17 protein-coding genes are annotated in these 16,909 nt (G+C 65.2%); 9 read left to right on the plus strand and 8 right to left on the minus strand.

Annotation, left to right across the window (positions count from 1 at the left end):
* Positions 1-240: 240 nt before the first annotated feature.
* From GGR23_RS16690 to GGR23_RS16710, 5 genes are all read right to left on the minus strand, one after another.
* On the minus strand, positions 241-843 hold the full coding sequence (locus GGR23_RS16690) for a general stress protein (RefSeq protein ID WP_183367459.1): 603 nt from the start codon (positions 841-843) through the stop codon (positions 241-243).
* 37 nt (positions 844-880) lie between these two features.
* Complete coding sequence (locus tag GGR23_RS16695; RefSeq protein WP_183367460.1) at positions 881-1,204, minus strand: PepSY domain-containing protein; 324 nt, start codon at positions 1,202-1,204, stop codon at positions 881-883.
* An 82-nt stretch (positions 1,205-1,286) separates the two neighbouring features.
* Entirely contained in the window at positions 1,287-1,760 is a 474-nt protein-coding gene (locus GGR23_RS16700) for a low affinity iron permease family protein (protein ID WP_246365707.1), read from the minus strand.
* Positions 1,757-2,368: a DNA-3-methyladenine glycosylase gene (locus GGR23_RS16705; RefSeq protein WP_382341107.1), complete on the minus strand. Its 612-nt coding sequence runs from the start codon at positions 2,366-2,368 to the stop codon at positions 1,757-1,759. Before GGR23_RS16705 ends, GGR23_RS16700 begins: the two co-directional genes overlap by 4 nt.
* 43 nt (positions 2,369-2,411) lie before the next feature.
* Positions 2,412-2,690: a BON domain-containing protein gene (locus tag GGR23_RS16710; protein ID WP_183367463.1), complete on the minus strand. Its 279-nt coding sequence runs from the start codon at positions 2,688-2,690 to the stop codon at positions 2,412-2,414.
* A 180-nt stretch (positions 2,691-2,870) separates the two neighbouring features.
* On the opposite strand from GGR23_RS16710, the gene GGR23_RS16715 reads away from it, so the two are divergent.
* Both GGR23_RS16715 and GGR23_RS16720 read left to right on the plus strand, forming a co-directional pair.
* Positions 2,871-4,145, plus strand: a complete 1,275-nt coding sequence (locus tag GGR23_RS16715) for an NAD(P)/FAD-dependent oxidoreductase (RefSeq protein ID WP_183367465.1) — start codon at positions 2,871-2,873, stop codon at positions 4,143-4,145.
* 41 nt (positions 4,146-4,186) lie between these two features.
* Complete coding sequence (locus GGR23_RS16720) at positions 4,187-7,102, plus strand: hybrid sensor histidine kinase/response regulator (protein WP_183367467.1); 2,916 nt, start codon at positions 4,187-4,189, stop codon at positions 7,100-7,102.
* A 60-nt stretch (positions 7,103-7,162) separates the two neighbouring features.
* On the opposite strand, the gene GGR23_RS16725 is transcribed toward GGR23_RS16720, so the two are convergent.
* Together GGR23_RS16725 and GGR23_RS16730 are read right to left on the minus strand one after the other, a co-directional pair.
* Complete coding sequence (locus GGR23_RS16725) at positions 7,163-7,738, minus strand: RNA polymerase sigma factor (protein ID WP_183367469.1); 576 nt, start codon at positions 7,736-7,738, stop codon at positions 7,163-7,165.
* Positions 7,735-7,938 (minus strand): NepR family anti-sigma factor, encoded by a 204-nt coding sequence (locus GGR23_RS16730; RefSeq protein WP_183367470.1) that lies wholly within the window; start codon positions 7,936-7,938, stop codon positions 7,735-7,737. The genes GGR23_RS16725 and GGR23_RS16730 overlap by 4 nt, the downstream gene beginning before the upstream one ends.
* A gap of 138 nt (positions 7,939-8,076) precedes the next feature.
* On the opposite strand from GGR23_RS16730, the gene GGR23_RS16735 reads away from it, so the two are divergent.
* On the plus strand, positions 8,077-8,871 hold the full coding sequence (locus GGR23_RS16735) for a response regulator (RefSeq protein WP_183367472.1): 795 nt from the start codon (positions 8,077-8,079) through the stop codon (positions 8,869-8,871).
* Positions 8,872-8,918: 47 nt separating this feature from the next.
* Positions 8,919-9,920: a sensor histidine kinase gene (locus tag GGR23_RS16740; RefSeq protein ID WP_183367473.1), complete on the plus strand. Its 1,002-nt coding sequence runs from the start codon at positions 8,919-8,921 to the stop codon at positions 9,918-9,920.
* A gap of 18 nt (positions 9,921-9,938) precedes the next feature.
* On the opposite strand, the gene GGR23_RS16745 is transcribed toward GGR23_RS16740, so the two are convergent.
* Complete coding sequence (locus tag GGR23_RS16745) at positions 9,939-10,973, minus strand: LacI family DNA-binding transcriptional regulator (RefSeq protein WP_183367475.1); 1,035 nt, start codon at positions 10,971-10,973, stop codon at positions 9,939-9,941.
* A gap of 180 nt (positions 10,974-11,153) precedes the next feature.
* On the opposite strand from GGR23_RS16745, the gene GGR23_RS16750 reads away from it, so the two are divergent.
* From GGR23_RS16750 to GGR23_RS16770, 5 genes are all read left to right on the plus strand, one after another.
* Positions 11,154-12,371: a TIGR03862 family flavoprotein gene (locus GGR23_RS16750; RefSeq protein ID WP_183367476.1), complete on the plus strand. Its 1,218-nt coding sequence runs from the start codon at positions 11,154-11,156 to the stop codon at positions 12,369-12,371.
* Between the two features lie 279 nt (positions 12,372-12,650).
* On the plus strand, positions 12,651-13,850 hold the full coding sequence (locus GGR23_RS16755) for a thiolase family protein (RefSeq protein ID WP_183367477.1): 1,200 nt from the start codon (positions 12,651-12,653) through the stop codon (positions 13,848-13,850).
* A gap of 9 nt (positions 13,851-13,859) precedes the next feature.
* Positions 13,860-14,627 carry an SDR family NAD(P)-dependent oxidoreductase gene (locus GGR23_RS16760; protein WP_183367479.1) on the plus strand — a complete coding sequence of 256 codons (768 nt, stop codon included), beginning with the start codon at positions 13,860-13,862 and terminating at the stop codon, positions 14,625-14,627.
* 30 nt (positions 14,628-14,657) lie between these two features.
* The gene (locus GGR23_RS16765; protein ID WP_382341004.1) at positions 14,658-15,890 is read left to right on the plus strand and encodes a 3-methyl-2-oxobutanoate dehydrogenase (2-methylpropanoyl-transferring) subunit alpha; all 1,233 of its coding nucleotides are present in this window, start codon (positions 14,658-14,660) and stop codon (positions 15,888-15,890) included.
* Between the two features lie 3 nt (positions 15,891-15,893).
* A complete protein-coding gene (locus tag GGR23_RS16770; RefSeq protein WP_183367481.1) occupies positions 15,894-16,907 on the plus strand; it encodes an alpha-ketoacid dehydrogenase subunit beta in 1,014 nt (337 codons plus the stop codon).
* Positions 16,908-16,909 lie beyond the last annotated feature (2 nt).

The following is a 16,909-nucleotide window of genomic DNA, read 5'->3' on the forward strand; positions in this document are numbered from 1 at the left end:
CGCCAGCAGCGCCGCCGCCCTCGTCAGTGACCGCCTTATAGAACTACCCTCCCAAAACAGTCAACACCATTTCGCAAAAAAACTATCACAAAATCGTAAGTGGCTGAATATGAATGAGAAATTCGGACCGAGGCGAAGTTTTGGCTTTGGCTCGCCTTTTTGATGTGGCGTCCACATGTCGACGCAAGGCAAAAGGGCCGGCTGTTGCCAGCCGGCCCCTGTTCATCGATCGGACAGCCTTCAGAGGCGGCCCGTCAGCCCGCCTTCCGGACGGGAAAGGCTTCCCGGCGCGGTGTCGTAGGGCTGCGTCTCGTCAAAGGTGGTCCAGCCGCTTTCGCTGTATTCGCGGCGGCGGAGGTTCCAGTCGACGCGGCGGGATTCATCGAGGATGCGGGCAGCCGTCGGCGCCATGGCATCTTCCACCCGCGCCGTGACCAGGGTACCTCCCCGGCGCAGGCTTTCCGCATAGACATGTGCTTCGTCTTCCGGAACGCCCGCATCGGTCAGTGCGCCGATGATGCCGCCCGCAGCACCGCCGGCGACCGCACCCGCAGCAAGGCCGGTGATGGTCGAGGCAAGCCAGCCGGCAGCCACGACCGGGCCCACGCCCGGAATGGAGAGCATGCCGAGGCCGGCCAGAAGACCGCCGGCACCGCCGGCGAGAGCGCCGAGCCCGGCACCGGTCTCGGCACCGTCGACAGCGCCGTCACCGTTCCGCACGTTTCCGTCTTCGTCGCGGGACACGATGCTGATCGAGTCGCGCGGGATGTTGGCATTCTCAAGGGCGCGCACGGCAGCCTGGCCGTCGGCATAGGTGTCGAAAATTCCCGTTACAGTTCGCATGGGGCAATCCTTTCGGTCGTGATGTTGTCTTGGCGGCTTACTTGGTCACCACGTTGCCCTGGTAATCCATCACCAGGTTGACGCTGGTCTGACCCTTCATGGCCGTGGCGTTCCAGAAGCCCTTGTCGTCGAGCTTGAGGTCCTTGACGTCGGTGTACCCGGCTTCCTGCATCCGCTCGCGCGCCTGCTCCTCGGTGAAGCTGTTTTCACCCGGGACCGGGGCCGACGGATTGTTGGTATCGGGCGTGGCCACTGCGGGGGTTTCCGCATCGGTGCCACTGTTTGTGCCGTTCTGGGTCTGGGCCAGGGCCGACAGCGGCATGAACAGGCCAACGGCAGCGATAAGAACGTATTTCCTCATTATTACCTCGCTCGGATTTGATGATTGACGTTCCCTCGTCGTCCTATTCAACCGATACGAAGCAAAAGCGTTCCCTATTTTGTCACGCAATCTTGGCGGAGCGGACCTTTTCCTCGAGGTGCTCCTCGATATCCTGGCGCACCTCCGCCGATTTGCCTTCCTCAGCTGCCTTGAGCTTGGCGTCGAGCAGAGCTCTCAGACGTAGAAGCTCTGCCTCGCCCAGCGCCTCCGCCCCGATGAAGCAGTTCTCCGCCCGCGCATTGGTGAGGATCAGCTCGTCCAGCTTCACCTGCAGGGCCTTGGCGTCGCGGTTCTGGGAATTCTGCAACACAAAGATCATCAGGAAGGTGATGATGGTCGTGGCGGTATTCACCACCAGCTGCCAGCTTTCGGAATAGTCGAGAAAGGGACCGAGGGCCGCCCAGATGCAGATGCCGCCGACGGCGAGCACGAAGGTGACGGGCTTGCCCGCCCATTCGGACACGGCATTGGAGAAGAGGGCGAAATAATCCGTCTTCGGCTTTTCGGTTTCCTGGGAAGCATCCATGGGGGTCATCGGGATTCTCCTTCCTGTTGACGGGGCATGAGGGGACGTTTGCCAGCGACAACCGTCGCGTCCGGGGGAAAGGGCTTGCTGAGAAACCGCGAGCGGTGCCTGCCGAAGCGCCACGGCCTGTCGACGGCGCGGCTGATCCCGATGCGCAAGCCGGTCACCACGGTGCTCGCCTCCTGCGGCGGCAGAAGGGCGAAAGGCTCCTCGAGAAGGCTGGCTCCATTGAGGCCGAGCCCCACGCCCAGCGCCTGGGCAAGTCGGCCGGGGCCGCTGCACAGCAGCCGCGCATCCTCGAGGGCCCGGCGTTCGGCCATCTCCTTCAGGCCGGAGACCGGCTCCAGCGCCCGGATCAGCACGGCGCCCGCATCGCGGCACACGAAATTGAGACAGCGATGCAGCCCGTAGATCCTGTAGACATAGGCGGTTGCCGGCGGACCGAACATCGCGGCATTGGCCGTCCTGGGGCCGCGAAAGCTGTGGGACGCCTCGTCGTCGCGCGTGTAGGCCTCCGTTTCGACGATCACGCCGCCGATACCGGCAATCCTGAAATCCCATCCGATGAGATCCTGCGCCACCGCGGGCGCGGGCCGATCGAAAAAAGCGCGGGAGATCGGCAAAGTCCGGCTCTCAGGCCCCGGCCCGGTCACGCGTGCCTCAGGCAATGGCAAGCCGGTTGTCGACATCGACGCCCTCGAAGGCCTCGCGCAGGGCAAATTCCGCCCGCTCGGCTTCTGCAGCCGAATTCACGAAACCGCTCAGCACGAAGCGGCCATCGGCGACTACCAAGGACACCTGGGTCACGTCGAGCTCGGCGAGGCTGGCAAGAAAATCCGCGCCCTCGGCCTCGAGGGCGGCCGCATCGCTCGTTGCACGGGGCAAGACGCCTTCGTCTTCCGGCTCGGACTGATGAAATCTGCGTTCCTTGAAAATCATGATCTTCTTTCCTCGCCGTCGGCATCCGGTCTCGTCTAGAACGCCGGCGATACTGCCCGGTTCCTTTATTGCCTCGAGCCGGGAGATTTTTTGCCGAAGGTTGGAACCCGCGCCGCTTCCGGGCGTTCAGCGCAAAGCGGCCATTGCATCCATGCCGCGCCCTGAGGGAGGCAGCACGACATGAGAGGACCGTTGAACCGGACAGACACGGGCGGGCGCTCCCATGCGCTCGCACTCGGTGCGACCTATCCATACTGGACCGCCCTGCCCTATCGGGAGCTTCCCGTCGCCCAGCGGCCGGCGTCGCGATCCTATGACGTGGTCATCGTGGGCGCCGGACTGACGGGCGCTCTGGCCGCGGAAGCCCTGAGCGACGGGCGCCGCAGCGTTCTGGTCGTCGATCGCCGGATGCCGCTGGCCGGCAGCACCTCCGCCAGCGCGGCCCTCATCCTTTCGGAACTCGATGCGCCCCTGACCGCGCTGTCCGCCTCGATCGGGCAGGAGCGGGCGGAGCGTCTCTGGCACCGGTCCGCGACGGCGGTGGAAAAGCTGCTGTCGCTGATCGCACGGCTGGGCATCGACTGTGGCCTTTCCACCCGCAAGAGCCTCTACCTTGCCGGAGACCGGATGGATGCCGAGGCCATGGCGGCGGAAGCGCGCGCCCGCAACCTCACCGGCCTGCGCAGCCAGTTCATTCCGCGCGACGCCCTGATGGCGCAGTACGGCATCGACCGTCCTGCCGCCCTGCTGTCGTCGATGGCGGCGGCCCTCAATCCCGTGCAGCTGACGGCCGGGCTCCTGGCAGCCGTGGCCCGCCGCGGTGGCGAGATCGTCGCCAATACCGAGGTGCTCGATGCCCGCCAGAGCGGCGGAAGGATCCACCTTCTCACCTCCGACGGCGATTTCCTCAGCGCGGGGCATGTCATCTTCTGCACCGGCTATGACATACCCGATGGCCTTCAGCCGCACGAAAGCCAGATAATGTCGACCTGGGCGATCGCGAGCGAGGCGGGCTGCGCCCGGCCCCGGTGGCTCGATGCCACCCTCCTCCGCGAGGCATCGGCGCACGGGCTGCACATCCGCACCACGCCGGACGGCCGGATACTGGCCAGGGGCGAGGAAGAACCCGATCCGTTCGCCTATCACGCCCCCGACAAGCTGGCGGAAAAGACGGCGCGTCTGGCGGATCGCGTCTCGACGCTGATCGGCATGGACATCGGCAAACCGGAACATGCCTGGAGCGGCGCCTTCGGCACGACGCCCCTCGGGCTTCCCGTGATCGGGGAAATCCCCGGGCTTCCGCAGGCCTGGGCCATTCTCGGCTATGGCAGCAATGGCATGACCTTCAGCCAGATCGCCGCAGACATCGTGCTTGCCGCCATTCACGGCCGGGACGACCCCGACGCGATGCTCTTCTCCTATCCCGAGGGCTCTCTCAACCGAATGCCCGCCTGATCCTCCCATATCCACGCATGGACACGAAGGAAGAATGCCTGATGAGCCTCGCCGCAGATCCGCCCGCTGATGCAAGGCCATCCCCATCCGACGCCAGTGACGACGGTACCGTTCCCTTCCAGTGGTCGGACACACCGCTCGGACCCGTTTCGGCCTGGCCGGCATCGCTGCGCGCCACGGTCAATCTCGTGGTGGATGCCGCGGTCCCCATGATCATCCTGTGGGGCCCGAGAGGCATCGCGCTCTACAACGACGCCTTTGCCCCGCTCGCCGGGGACCTGCATCCCGATCTCTTTGCCAAGCCCATCGGCGCCTTCAACCATCCGCTTTGCAGCCTGCACGCCCGCGCCCTGGACGCGGTGTTGAAGGGCGAATGCGTCTCGATGCGCGATCAGGCGCTCACCATCCGCCAGAACGACCGGCCCGAAGATATCTGGGTCACCCTCGACTACAGCCCCTTGCGGGACGAGGACGGCTCCATCGCGGGCGCTCTCTGCATCATGAAGAACACCACGGAGCGCAAGCGCGCCGAGCAGGAGATCCGGGAGAACGAAAGCCGCTGGAAAGCGCTTTTCGAACAGATGAAGGAAGGCTTCTTCATCGGCGAGGCTGTCCGGTCGACTGAGGGCGAGATCGAGGATTTCCGCCTGCTGGAGTTCAACACCGCCCTGCAGCAGCAGTTCAGCCTGCCCCCGGATCGGCCATCCGGCCGGTCGCTGCGGGATGTCGTGCCGCATATGGAAGGGCCGGTGCTGGAGGCGCTGCGGCGCACCCTGTCGAGCGGGGAGCCGACGGAATTCGAGCTGAGCCTGAACGGCCCGCCCCTGCGCTGGTACGAGGCGCGGGCGCAGAAGGTGTCACAGGAAAGGCTCGGCGTGCTGTTGCTGGACGTGACCTCGCGCAAGCAGGCGGAGCTGACAATCACCGAAAGCGAGGCGAAATTCCGGCTTCTGGCGCAGTCCATGCCCAACCATGTCTGGACCGCCCGTGCGAACGGGCATCTGGACTGGTTCAACGAGCGGGTCTACGACTTCGGCGGCCTGGCGCGCGGCACGCTGGACGGGGAAAACTGGATCCGCATGGTTCATCCGGAGGATCTGCCGCGGATCAGCGAGGCATGGCAGGCCGCGGTCGCCAACGGCCACCTCTACAACAAGGCGGAGCTTCGGCTTCGCCGCCGCGACGGCGTTTACCACTGGCACATCGTGCGCGCGGTTCCGGTCCGCAACAAAGCCGGGGACATCAAGCGCTGGATCGGGACAAACACCGATATCGACGATCAGAAGAGCGCAGAGACAGCCCTGGCAGAACTTGCGGCAACCCTCGAGCAGCGCGTGGAAACCCGCACCGCCGAGCTTCTGAAAACCCAGGATGCCCTGCGCCAGAGCCAGAAGATGGAGGCAATCGGCAACCTGACGGGCGGGATCGCCCATGACTTCAACAACCTGCTGCAGGTCATCAGCGGCAACCTCCACCTGATCGCCAAGGACATGACGGGCAACCCCGTTCTCGAGGCGCGGCTGCAGAACGCGATCAAGGGCGTGACCCGCGGCGCCAAGCTCGCCTCGCAGCTGCTGGCCTTCGGGCGGCGCCAGCCGCTGACGCCCAAGGTTCTGAATATCGGCCGCCTGATCCGCAACATGGACGACATTCTCCACCGGGCTCTGGGAGAAGCCATCACGGTGGAAACGCTGGTCGACGACCATCTCTGGAACACGGAGGTGGACCCCGGGAACATGGAAAATGCCATCCTCAACCTGGCCATCAACGCCCGCGACGCGATGGACAACAGCGGTCATGTGGTGATCGAGGCCCGCAACGTCATCATCGATACCTACACGATGCGCGGCAACATGGAGCTGACAGCCGGCCAGTATGTGATGGTGGCCGTCCGCGACAGCGGCTGCGGCATGAGCGAGGCGGTGATGGAAAAGGTGTTCGAGCCCTTCTTCACCACCAAGCCGGAAGGCAAGGGAACGGGCCTCGGGCTTTCCATGGTCTATGGCTTCGTGAAGCAATCGGGCGGCCACGTCATGATCGAAAGCGAGGAAGGACGCGGAACGACGATCCGCCTCTACCTGCCCCGCTCGGCAGCGGGAGAGGAATCCGAGCTCGCCAGCGAGGAAGAGGGGCTGCCGGTCAGCGGCGGTTGCGAGACCATCCTGGTGGCGGAAGACGACGAGGCCGTGCGCGAAACGGTGGTGGCGATCCTGGCCGATCTCGGCTACCGGGTGTTGCGCGCCCGTGACGGTGCGACCGCATTGACCGTGCTTGAAAGCGGCGCCCCCATTGACCTTCTCTTCACCGACATGATCATGCCGGGTGCCATGAAGATTGCGGATCTGGTGCATCTGGCCCGCCAGCAGCGCCCGCGGATCGGCATTCTTCTGACATCGGGTTATGCGGGGGCAGGAGAACCGGAATTGCAGGACAGCGGCATCGAACTGTTGCAGAAGCCCTATTCGCGCGAGGCACTGGCGATCAAGGTGCGCCGGGCCCTCGATGGCGCCCGCGCGGGCGAACCCGGCCTTCCGCAAAGATCGCAGGCACCGTCGGCGCCAGCCGCGAGCGAGACGCCGGACGATCAGCGGCAGGCGCGCCCCGATGGAAAGCGCGTGGTGCTTCTGTGCGAGGACGATTACCTCATCCGCCTGACGACGGCGGAAATCCTGGAGGAGGAGAATTACGCCGTGCTGGAGGCCGGAAGCGGGGCGGAAGCCCTGGCGGCGCTCGAAACCACGGAGGTGGATGTGCTGGTGACGGATTTCGGCCTGCCCGACATGACGGGGGTCGACCTTCTGCACCGGGTGCGGGACCTGCGTCCCGGCCTGCCCGTCCTTCTGGCCACCGGCCATGTGGATGTGGGCGAACTTCCCGAAGGGCCGACGGAGCAGCTGACGAAGCCTTTTGCGGATACGGACCTGACCGCAGCGCTCGGGCGTCTTCTGAAAGCCTGAAATATCGAAGGCCCGGGCGGTTCCGGGGGCGCGGCGCCCGCCTCCCCCGCCGCCGCTCCCTCAGAGCGGCGAATTGGTGACGGGACGGGACGTGACCGCGGTCGAGGCGGCGTCGGGGCCATAGTCGCTCTCGCCTGAAACCCCGAGGATCTCCTGCAGGCGCTGACGCGCGCGGCTCACGCGGCTCTTGATCGTGCCGACGGCACAAGTGCAGATCTCGGCGGCTTCCTCGTAGGAAAAGCCGGATGCACCGACCAGAATGATCGCCTCGCGCTGGTCCGGAGGAAGGGTGTTCAGCGCCATGCGGAAATCCTGGAGATCCAGCGCACCGTGCTGGGCCGGATGCACCGAAAGCCGTTCTGTCAGGATGCCATCGCTGTCCTGCACCTCGCGTCCGTTCTTCCGCATCTGGCTGTAGAAGCTGTTCAGCAGGATCTTGATCAGCCAGGCCTTGATGTTCGTACCGATCTCGAAGCTGTCCTGTTTGGCCCAGGCCTTCATGATCGTGTCCTGCACCAGGTCGTCGGCGCGGTCGTGGCGCCCCACCAGCGACACCGCGAAGGCACGCAGGTTGGGAAGCGCGGCCAGAAGCTCGCGTTTGAAACGGCGCTTGTCGGATTCAACTGTATCGTTCATGGATTCTCGGTCGCCTTGGCAGAATTTTCCGCCATATCCAGTTTCTCGAGGAGGTCGAGGAACCGCTCGGGGATGGCTTCGTTTTGAACGCTGTCATAAAGTTCCCGCAGAACGCGCGACACCAGAGAGTTCGGGTCTATGATGTGGGATTCCGCATAAGTCTGAACATTTTCGTCAGCCTCGTTCGGTTTTTCGTGCATGATGAATGGCGACCTGTATTGGTTTGTTACGGGGTAAATGTCCGCCGGGAGAAAAAGTTCCAAGCGAAAGGAACTTTATTTTTTCGTGCGCGTTTAGTCGACCGTCGGGGTATACCGACGCAACTGGAAAGCTACAAAATGTCTCTATCGGTTCGCATTGCAGCCCATCTTCCCCTCCTCCGTCGTTATGCTCGCAGCGTCAGTGGTTCCCAGACCTCCGGTGACGCCTATGTTGCCGCCACGCTCGAGGCCCTGATCGCGGACATCAGCATCTTCCCGAAGACGTCCAGCGATCGCGTTTCGCTCTACCAACTCTTTGCAACTATATTTGGTTCCGCTGAAATAGAAATTCCCGAGGTCGAGTCGCCCTTCGCCTGGGAAAAGCGGGCCGCCGCAAACCTCGCCTCGCTGCCCACCCGTGCCAAGCAGGCCTTCCTGCTGACAACCGTCGAAGGTTTCACGGTGTCCGAGACGGCGGAGATCCTCAAGGTTGCGGAAGACGACGTGAAGCCGCTCCTCGACCAGGCCTCGCGCGAGATATTGGAGCAGATCGCCACCGACATCATGATCATCGAGGACGAGCCTCTGATCGCGATGGACATCGAGCAGATGCTGCAGGAGCTCGGCCATTTCGTCACCGGCATCGCCCGCACCCACCGGGAAGCGGTGGAACTGTTCCACAAGACGAAGCCGAAGATGGTGCTGGCCGATATTCAGCTCGCCGACGGAAGCTCCGGTCTCGACGCGATTTCCGACATCCTCAAGGAAGCAAGCATTCCGGTCATCTTCATCACCGCCTGCCCCGAGCGCCTGCTGACCGGCGAGCGTCCGGAGCCGACCTTCCTGGTGACCAAGCCGTTCAATCCTGACGTCGTCAAGGCAATGATCAGTCAGGCCCTGTTCTTCAATGCGAGCGTCTCGAACCCCGCGTGACCGGCATTGCCGGTCACGGGAGTTCCGGTAGAGGAGCGAACTTTACCATGACACGCGCTCTTTGGCTTCAGCCCGCACCTGGCGGCACGGGCCGAAACAGCTTGCTGGCCCTGGCCCTGTCAGGGTCGGCAAGCTGCATTCTCATGCAGGACGAAGCCTGGAACTATCTGCTGGTGGCGAACCTTCCGGAGTGCTGGCAGCGCGACCAAACGGAAGACGGCGTGCGCACCGACGACAGCCTCTTCGGCGCGGAAATCGCCGAGAAGCTCGCGGATCTCAAGCGCAACCTGGAGGCATCGGGCGTCGAGCGCAGCCTCGAGGTGGAGGTCGACGAACAGGTCTTCCGCTTCACCCTCACCCGCATCGCCGATGGGGAGGGCGGCCTTTTCTACCAGACCCGCATCGAGGACATCACCGATGCCCGCAACAGCGAGCAGATGCTGCACTCGCTGCAAAGGGAAGGCAGCCATCGCTCGAAGAACATGCTGGCCGTGATCCAGAGCATCGCCTCCCAGACGGCGCGCCATTCGGCCTCGCTGCAGGAGTTCCTGAAGAAGTTCAGGGATCGCCTGCACTGTCTGTCCCAGTCACAGGACCTGATCACCGGTTCGCGCTGGCGCGGCGCCCATTTCTTCGATCTCGTCTACCAGCAGACCAAGCATCTTTCCCCGGAAAACCGGCGGCTGCTCGAGATCGAGGGCGACAACGTCTTCCTGACCCCCAATGCATCCATGCATCTGGGGCTGGCCATGCACGAGCTGATGGTGAATGCCGCCAATCACGGCACCGTCTTCGAAAGCCGCGACGCGCCGATATCGGTGACCTGCACGCGCATCCACGAGTCCGACGGCGAGGCGATCCGGTTCGAATGGCGCGAACCTTTCGAGGCGGAGTGGAAACGCCTGACCACGAGCGGATACCAGAAGCATTTCGGCAGCACGGTGCTGGAGCATGTCGTGCCTGCCTCCGTCGGCGGCGATGCGGACTACCGGCTGACGGACACGGAGATCACCTACATCCTGACCTTCCCGCTGGAGCAGCACAGCTGAAAGCCGGCCGGCGCCCGGTCAGCACGCCAGGCGGTCGTCCGAGCGCTCGATCAGGTCGGGCATCAGCAGGGCCTGAAGGCGCTCCGCCGGCTCGCCTTCCATGCGCCGCAGGATGAACTGGCCGAGCAGAGCGCTTGGCGTGCTGATCGGCAGGAAATAGGTGGTGATGGGCGGGGCGAAGTAGCCGCTGATGTTGAGGTCGTCCGTGGCATTGACGACGGCATCGCGCCCGTGGACGAGGCCACGCGCATGAAAGCCGGAAAGCGCGCCGAGCGCGGACGCCTCGTTGGCGCAGATATAGGCCGTCGGCGGGTCCGGCATCTGCGACATGGCGATCACGTTCTCCCGTCCGAAGGCCGGGATCAGCCGTCCCTGCGCGACAAGCGCCGGATCGAAGGAAAGACCTGCCTTTTCCAGCGCCTCCCGATAGGCTTCCAGGCGGACCGCCGAATAGGTGAGCTCGGCGACAGGGTTGATCAGCGCAATGCGCCGGTGCCCCCGCTCCGCGAGGCGGGCGACTGCCGCAAGGATCATCTGCCTGTTGTCCTGATCGACGAAGGCGTGCACTCCGTTGGACAGCGTCATGCCATAGGTGACGAAGGGAAAATCCGCATCCTGCATCAGCTGCACGCGCGGATCGTCCGTCCGGGTCCCGGAGATGATGATGCCATCGGCCTTGCGCAGCGTGACGATCTGGCGGACGGCGGCCAGGCTTTCGGTAAAGTCTCGCACCGGATGCAGGGCCACGCGATAGGGCGTTTCCTCAAGCGCGAAGGAAATGCCGCTGAGCAGCTGGGCGTATTCCACGCCTTCCCACTCGCTTTCGCCAGCCGCCGGCGCGGTCATCACGGCGGCAACCTGATAGGTCTTGCCGGTTCTGAGCTGCACGCCGTGCAGATTGAGCTCGTAGCCCACGCGGGCGGCGGACTTGAGCACCAGTTCCCGGGTCTCCGGCCGCACCTGCGGGGAATTGTTAAGCGCCTTCGAAACGGTCGCAATGGACAAGCCGGTGTCCTGCGCAATGGTCTTGATCGTCGGTCGCTGCGTGCTCATGTCGTCCCTTGTCGGGCGGCGAATCGCGCCTGTGCCCTTGCCCCGGAAATCCAGTTATAAGGATGACTTCGGCTTGCGCCAGAGCCGGTATGCGGCAGCGTTTGGCAAAGGCACTCCCGCCGGCGCCGGAGATAGGGTAAGGCACGGCCCACAGGAGACGGACGAAAGGATTTCCAGGCCATGGCGGCAGCAGGCGTTGCGATCTTCGGGGGCGGTCCGGCCGGCCTCATGGCGGCCGACCGGCTTTCGGCGGCGGGCCATGCCGTGACCGTTTACGAGGCGATGCCGACGGTCGGGCGAAAGTTCCTGCTGGCCGGCAAGTCCGGTCTGAACCTCACCCATGCGGAAGGACTGGAAAGCTTCCTCGGCCGCTACGGGGAGGCGCGGGCCGTTCTGGAGCAGGCCGTTCGCCGTCTCTCCCCGGACCGGCTGCGCCAATGGGCGGACAATCTCGGCGCGGAGACCTTTGTCGGCAGCTCCGGGCGCGTTTTCCCGAAGGTCATGAAGGCCTCGCCGCTGTTGCGAGCCTGGCTGAAGACGCTGCAACTGCAGGGCGTCACCATCCACACCCGGCATCGCTGGCTGGGGATGGCCGCGGAAGGCGGCCACAGGATTGCAACGCCGGACGGGGAGCGGATCGTCAGGCCGAAAGCGGCGCTGCTTGCCTTCGGCGGTGCAAGCTGGCCGAAGCTCGGATCGGATGGCGGCTGGATCGACAGCCTGCGCGCCCTCGATGTCGAGGTCACGCCCTTTCGTCCGGCCAATTGCGGTTTCGAACGGGCGTGGTCGGCGTACTTCCGGGAGCGCTTCGCTGGCGCACCGGTCAAGTCGGTGACCGCCACCAGCGAGGCCGGCACCGTGCAGGGCGAGTTCGTCATCAGTACAAGCGGCGTCGAGGGCAGCCTGATCTACGCCCATGCCGCGGCGCTCCGCGATGCCATAGACCGCTCCGGACACGCCGTTCTCGCGCTGGACCTGGCACCGGGACGCGACCGGGCGAGGCTGATCGGCGAGTTGCACCGGCAGGGCGGCAAGGCCTCCTTCTCCAACAGGCTCAGAAAGGCGGCTGGCCTCGATCCCGTCAAGATTGCCCTCCTGCGCGAGATTTCCCCCGATGCGCCCGGCCTGTCCGCCGCCGACCTCGCGCACCGCATCAAGGCGCTTCCCCTCCGCCTGGACCGGACGCGGCCCATAGAGGAGGCGATATCTTCCGCCGGTGGCATCCCCTGGTCGGAGATCGACGAGCGATACATGCTGCGCCGTATTCCCGGCCTCTTCGTCGCCGGGGAAATGATCGACTGGGAGGCCCCGACCGGCGGATATCTCCTGACGGCCTGCCTCGCGACCGGCGATGCCGCGGCATCCGGAATCGACACCTATCTCGCCGCTGGCGCATAGAACCCCTCGCCCGTTTCGGTGAAAACGAGCAAGTTCGGCGCGGAAGCGTGCCTTTGCGCATAAAGGCTGCGCGCACCCTTTCCTTTTGCCTCGAGATCGCCGAGATTCCTCTCAGGCGCTCACGCTATCATCGGGTCCTCGCTGAACACGGGAGGATTGAGCGATGCATCTGGGAAATGGCAGGGATCTCTGCCAGCCGCCGGCAGCCGTCACGGTCCCGGCCGCCTTCCCCCGCGCCACGAAATTCCGTCCCGAGGCTTTTCAATGCGGAGTGGCATCATGACATCCACCTATCCCTTCACCTCCGATCCGGTCGTCATCGTATCAGCGGCGCGCACGCCGATGGGCGCCTTCCAGGGCGCGCTGGCGCCCCTTGCCGCCCCCGAACTGGGAGCGATCGCGATTTCCGCGGCCGTCCAGCTTTCCCGCGTGGAGGCCGGCGAGGTGGATGAGGTCTTCATGGGCAACGTGCTCAGCGCCGGGCTTGGCCAGAACCCGGCCCGGCAGGCAGCGCTGAAGGGCGGATTGCCCGAGAAGACGCCTTCGACCACGGTTTCCAAGGTCTGCGGCTCCGGCATGAAGGCGCTGATGCTCGCCCATGACGGGCTGATCGCCGGCAGCAACCGCGTGGTGGTGGCCGGGGGCATGGAGTCCATGACCAACGCGCCCTACCTTTCGATGAAGACCCGCTCGGGCGCCCGGCTCGGGCATGTGGAGCTCAAGGACCACATGTTCCTCGACGGGCTGGAAGACGCCTATTCGGGCCGTCTCATGGGCACCTTCGCCGAGGATAGCGCAGCATCCTACGGCATCGGCCGCGAGGCACAGGATACCTATGCCCGCCAGTCTCTGGAGCGGGCCCTTGCGGCGGAAAAAAGCGGCGCATTTGCCCATGAGATCATCGGAATTTCCCAGGGCGAAGGCCGAAACGGGGTCCGGCTGGACCACGACGAGCAGCCGCGCAAGGCCGATCCGGAAAAGATCGCGCGCCTGAAGCCTGCCTTCCGCGAAGGCGGAACCGTGACTGCCGCCAATGCCTCGTCCATCTCCGACGGAGCCGCCGCACTCGTCCTGATGCGGGAGAGCGAGGCGCGTTCCCGCGGTCTTGAGCCGATGGCACGGGTGCTCAGCCATTCCGGCCATGCGCGGGCACCGGCGCACTTCACCTCCGCTCCGGTCGGCGCGGTCGAAACCCTTCTCGCCCGGATCGGCTGGAAGGCCGGTCAGGTCGATCTGTGGGAGATCAACGAAGCCTTTGCGGTCGTGGCCCTTATCGCGATCCGCGAACTCGGCCTCGACCGGGAGAAGGTGAACATCCATGGGGGCGCCTGTGCGCTCGGCCATCCGATCGGCGCCTCCGGCGCAAGGATCGTCGTCACGCTTCTGCATGCCCTGAAGGCACGCGGCCTGAAGCGGGGCGTCGCTTCGCTCTGCATCGGTGGCGGCGAGGCAACGGCGCTGGCGGTCGAACTCTACTGAGGAACGGGCATGAAGATCGAAGGACATCATTTCGTCGTGACCGGCGCGGCCTCCGGACTGGGGGCTGCGACGGCAGAGCATCTGCTGTCGCGCGGCGCGAAGGTCACGCTCGCCGATCGCAATGCGGATGCGGGGCAGGCGCTGGTCGGGAAGCTGGGAGACAATGCCCGCTTCGCAGCCCTCGACGTCAGCGACGACAGGGGGATGGAGACGGCGCTTGCCGAAGCCGCCGTGGCCTTCGGCCCGCTGCGCGGTGCGATTGCCTGCGCCGGCATCGCGCCATCGGAAAAGGTGCTTGGCAGAAACGGGATCCATGCGCTCGAGAGCTTCGAGAGGACCCTTTCCGTCAATGTCACCGGCACCTTCAATCTGATCCGTCATGCGGCAAAGCTCATGGCGGAGAATGAGCCGCTGGAGGACGGCGAGCGCGGCGTGCTGATCGCCACCGCCTCGGTGGCCGCCTTCGAGGGCCAGATCGGCCAGGCGGCCTATGCCGCGTCGAAGGCCGCCGTTGCGGGCATGATCCTGCCCGTCGCGCGCGAACTGGCCCGCAGCGGAATTCGCGCCATGGCCATCGCCCCCGGCATCTTCGAGACACCCATGATGGCCGGGTTTCCCGACCATGTGCAGGCGGCACTGGCCCAGTCGGTTCCCTTTCCGCAGCGGCTCGGACGGCCGGCGGAATATGCCCGCCTTGCCGCGGAAATCATTGAGAACACCATGCTGAACGGCTCGGTCATCCGTCTCGACGGAGCGCTCCGCATGGCTGCGCGTTGAACCCGGACATCAGCCGGGAGGAGGAAAGACATGCCCATGAATGACAGGTTGAGCCTGCATGTGCCGGAGCCCGAGGTGCGCCCCGGCGACAAGCCCGACTTTTCCCGGGTGGAGATTCCCGAGGCGGGATCGGTGCGCCGCCCGCCGGAGGACGCGGAAGCAGAAAGCATGCGCGACCTCGCCTATTCCATCATCCGGGTGATGAACCGAGACGGCGAGGCGGTCGGCCCCTGGGCGGGCTCGCTCAGCGACGACGAGATCATCGAGGGCCTGCGCCACATGATGACCCTGCGCGCTTTCGACCAGCGCATGCTGATGGCGCAGCGGCAGGGCAAGACTTCCTTCTACATGCAGCATCTGGGCGAGGAGGCGATCTCCTGCGCCTTCCAGAAGGCCCTGAAGCCTGGTGACATGAACTTCCCGACCTATCGACAGGCGGGCCTGCTGATCGCGGGCGGCTATCCGATGGTCGACATGATGAACCAGATCTACTCGAACGATGCCGACCCCCTGAAGGGCCGGCAGCTGCCGGTGCTCTACTCGGCGCGCAGCCACGGTTTCTTCTCGGTCTCCGGCAATCTCGGCACCCAGTATATCCAGGCCGTGGGCTGGGCCATGGCCTCCGCCATTCGCCAGGGAACGGAGATTTCGGCCGCCTGGATCGGTGACGGCTCGACGGCGGCTTCGGATTTTCATGCCGCGCTCGTCTTTGCCTCCACCTATCGCGCGCCGGTCATCCTCAACATCGTCAACAATCAGTGGGCCATTTCCACCTTTCAGGGGATTGCCCGGGGCGGTTCCGGCACCTTTGCCGCGCGCGGCCTCGGCTTCGGCATCCCGGCGCTCCGGGTGGACGGCAACGATTACCTCGCCGTCCATGCGGTTTCCCAGTGGGCTGCGAACCGCGCCCGCCGCAATGGCGGTCCGACCCTCATCGAGCACGTCACCTACCGGGCCGGCGCCCATTCCACCTCGGACGACCCGTCCGCCTACCGTCCCAAGGAGGAATCCAACGCCTGGCCGCTCGGCGATCCCGTCCTGCGGCTGAAGAACCATCTGACCCTGCGGGGCCTGTGGAGCGAGGAGCGCCACCGCCAGGCGGAAGCCGAAATCCGCGCGGAGGTGATCGCCGCGCAGAAGGAGGCCGAGCGCCACGGCACCCTGCATGCGGGCGGAAAGCCGTCCGCCCGCGACATGTTCGAGGATGTCTATGCGGAAATGCCCGCGCATCTGAAACGCCAGCGCCAGCAGGCGGGAGTCTGACCCATGCCACGCATGACCATGATTGAAGCCATTCGCAGCGCCATGGACGTTTCCATGGAGCGCGACGACCGGGTGGTCGTCTTCGGGGAGGATGTCGGCTATTTCGGCGGCGTCTTCCGCTGCACCCAGGGCCTCCAGCAGAAATATGGCCGCACCCGGTGCTTCGACGCGCCGATCTCCGAATCCGGCATCGTCGGCGCCGCGATCGGCATGGCGGCCTATGGCCTGAAACCCTGCGTCGAAATCCAGTTCGCGGACTACATGTATCCGGCCTACGACCAGCTGACCCAGGAAGCGGCGCGCATGCGCTACCGCTCCAACCACCAGTTCACCTGCCCGATGGTGGTGCGCATGCCGACCGGCGGCGGCATCTTCGGCGGCCAGACCCACAGCCAGAGCCCGGAAGCGCTCTTCACCCATGTGTGCGGCCTGAAGGTGGTCGTCCCCTCGACCCCCTATGATGCCAAGGGGCTGCTGATCGCCTCCATCGAGGATCCGGATCCGGTTATCTTCCTTGAGCCGAAGCGGCTCTACAACGGCCCCTTCGACGGCCATCACGACCGGCCGGTAACACCCTGGGCGGGTCATCCCGCGGCCGATGTTCCGGAAGGGCATTTCGTCGTGCCGCTCGGCGAGGCGGCAACGGTGCGGGAAGGCTCTGCGGTGACGATCGTCACCTACGGCACCATGGTTCATGTGGCCGCCGCAGCAGCAGAGGAGACGGGGATCGACGCCGAGATCATCGACCTGCGCACGCTCCTTCCGCTCGATCTCGAAGCCATCACCCGCTCCGTGCGCAAGACCGGACGCTGCATGGTGCTACACGAGGCGACGCTCACCTCCGGTTTCGGCGGGGAGCTGGCGGCACTGGTCCAGGAGCACTGCTTCTACAATCTGGAAGGCCCCGTCGTCCGCGTTGCCGGCTGGGACACGCCCTATCCGCACGCGCAGGAATGGGACTACTTCCCCGGCCCGGCCCGCGTCGGGCAGGCACTCAAGGACATGATGGAGGCCTGATC

This window comes from Gellertiella hungarica, assembly GCF_014197145.1.
Classification (GTDB): Bacteria; Pseudomonadota; Alphaproteobacteria; order Rhizobiales; family Rhizobiaceae; genus Gellertiella; species Gellertiella hungarica.

Coding starts and splice junctions, on each gene's coding strand:
- GGR23_RS16690 (WP_183367459.1), bottom strand. CDS start 843: ATGCGAACTGTAACGGGAATTTTCGACACCTATGCCGACGGCCAGGCT.
- GGR23_RS16745 (WP_183367475.1), bottom strand. CDS start 10,973: ATGAGCACGCAGCGACCGACGATCAAGACCATTGCGCAGGACACCGGC.
- GGR23_RS16725 (WP_183367469.1), bottom strand. CDS start 7,738: ATGAACGATACAGTTGAATCCGACAAGCGCCGTTTCAAACGCGAGCTT.
- GGR23_RS16755 (WP_183367477.1), top strand. CDS start 12,651: ATGACATCCACCTATCCCTTCACCTCCGATCCGGTCGTCATCGTATCA.
- GGR23_RS16750 (WP_183367476.1), top strand. CDS start 11,154: ATGGCGGCAGCAGGCGTTGCGATCTTCGGGGGCGGTCCGGCCGGCCTC.
- GGR23_RS16730 (WP_183367470.1), bottom strand. CDS start 7,938: ATGCACGAAAAACCGAACGAGGCTGACGAAAATGTTCAGACTTATGCG.
- GGR23_RS16720 (WP_183367467.1), top strand. CDS start 4,187: ATGAGCCTCGCCGCAGATCCGCCCGCTGATGCAAGGCCATCCCCATCC.
- GGR23_RS16760 (WP_183367479.1), top strand. CDS start 13,860: ATGAAGATCGAAGGACATCATTTCGTCGTGACCGGCGCGGCCTCCGGA.
- GGR23_RS16695 (WP_183367460.1), bottom strand. CDS start 1,204: ATGAGGAAATACGTTCTTATCGCTGCCGTTGGCCTGTTCATGCCGCTG.
- GGR23_RS16740 (WP_183367473.1), top strand. CDS start 8,919: ATGACACGCGCTCTTTGGCTTCAGCCCGCACCTGGCGGCACGGGCCGA.
- GGR23_RS16700 (WP_246365707.1), bottom strand. CDS start 1,760: ATGACCCCCATGGATGCTTCCCAGGAAACCGAAAAGCCGAAGACGGAT.
- GGR23_RS16715 (WP_183367465.1), top strand. CDS start 2,871: ATGAGAGGACCGTTGAACCGGACAGACACGGGCGGGCGCTCCCATGCG.
- GGR23_RS16765 (WP_382341004.1), top strand. CDS start 14,658: ATGCCCATGAATGACAGGTTGAGCCTGCATGTGCCGGAGCCCGAGGTG.
- GGR23_RS16735 (WP_183367472.1), top strand. CDS start 8,077: ATGTCTCTATCGGTTCGCATTGCAGCCCATCTTCCCCTCCTCCGTCGT.
- GGR23_RS16770 (WP_183367481.1), top strand. CDS start 15,894: ATGCCACGCATGACCATGATTGAAGCCATTCGCAGCGCCATGGACGTT.
- GGR23_RS16710 (WP_183367463.1), bottom strand. CDS start 2,690: ATGATTTTCAAGGAACGCAGATTTCATCAGTCCGAGCCGGAAGACGAA.